Genomic DNA, 1,129 nt, shown 5'->3' with positions numbered 1-1,129 from the left:
CGCTGCGCCTTTCACCCCGCCAGGGGGCTCCGCCCCCTGGACCCCCGGTCGGCCTGAACGGCCTCGTCCTCAGACGCCGGACGGGCTGAGTGGTGCCGGCCCCGGCTGACAAGGGTCCGGAGCCCTACATCGCCATAGGAAACAAGGCCCGAAGCCGCAAGGCCCCGAAGCCGCAGGGCCCTGGAGTCCCAAGAGCCCGAAGCCGCAGGGCCCTGAAGTCGCAAGAACCCGAAACCGCAGGGCCCTGAAGTCGCAAGAGCCTGAAACCGCGAGGCCCCGGAGTCGAAAGAGTCCGAAGCCGTCAGGATCCGTACGAAATCAGAAGGAGCCGCCCCATGCACCTCGACCACAACCACGACGGCCCCGCCGCCGTCAGTGCCGACGCGCACCGTCCCGACGGGACCCACCGTGCCCTGCGTATCGGGCTCGGTGGGCCTGTCGGATCGGGTAAGACCGCCACCGTCGCCGCGCTCTGCCGGATCCTGCGGGACGAGCTCTCGCTCGCTGTCGTCACCAATGACATCTACACCCGCGAGGACGCCGAATTCCTGCTGCGGGAAGCCGTGTTGCCGCCCGAGCGGATCACCGCCGTGGAGACCGGGGCCTGTCCGCACACCGCTATCCGGGATGACATCTCCGCCAACCTCGAAGCTGTCGAGGACCTGGAGGACGAGGTCGGGCCGTTGGATCTGATCCTGGTCGAGTCGGGTGGGGACAATCTCACCGCCACCTTCTCCAAGGGGCTTGTCGACGCGCAGATCTTTGTGATCGACGTGGCCGGCGGGGACGACATTCCGCGCAAGGGGGGGCCCGGTGTCACTACCGCCGATCTGCTGGTCGTCAACAAGACCGACCTCGCGCCCTACGTCGGGTCCGATCTGGGGCGGATGGCTGCCGACGCCAAGGCTCAGCGGGCCGAACTGCCCGTTGTCTTCCAGTCGTTGAGGAGTGAGGCCGGGGTTGCCGACGTCGCCGGCTGGGTGCGGGAGCGGCTTGCCGCGTGGACGGCGTGATCGTGAGCGGGGTGCGGGCCACCGCTCGGATCGTGGCCCGGGAGGACGGGCGGGGCGGTACCGCGCTGCCCGTGCTGGAAGGGGACGGGCCGCTTGCGTTGCGGCGCACCCGGGGG

At 69.7% G+C, this 1,129-nt stretch carries 1 protein-coding gene and 1 pseudogene; both read left to right on the top strand.

Annotated elements, in window-relative coordinates:
• The first annotated feature begins 335 nt into the window (after positions 1 to 335).
• Positions 336 to 1,013 carry an urease accessory protein UreG gene (ureG, locus tag AC31A1_RS51740; RefSeq protein ID WP_489659964.1) on the top strand — a complete coding sequence of 226 codons (678 nt, stop codon included), beginning with the start codon at positions 336 to 338 and terminating at the stop codon, positions 1,011 to 1,013.
• Positions 1,001 to 1,129, top strand: a pseudogene (locus AC31A1_RS51735) (urease accessory protein UreD); the annotation flags it as partial. The gene ureG and the pseudogene AC31A1_RS51735, both read left to right, overlap by 13 nt.

This window comes from Streptomyces sp. P5F9, from assembly GCF_057961495.1.
The sequence above is the reverse complement of the archived record's forward strand: the minus strand, read 5'-3'. Positions and strand labels throughout refer to the sequence as shown.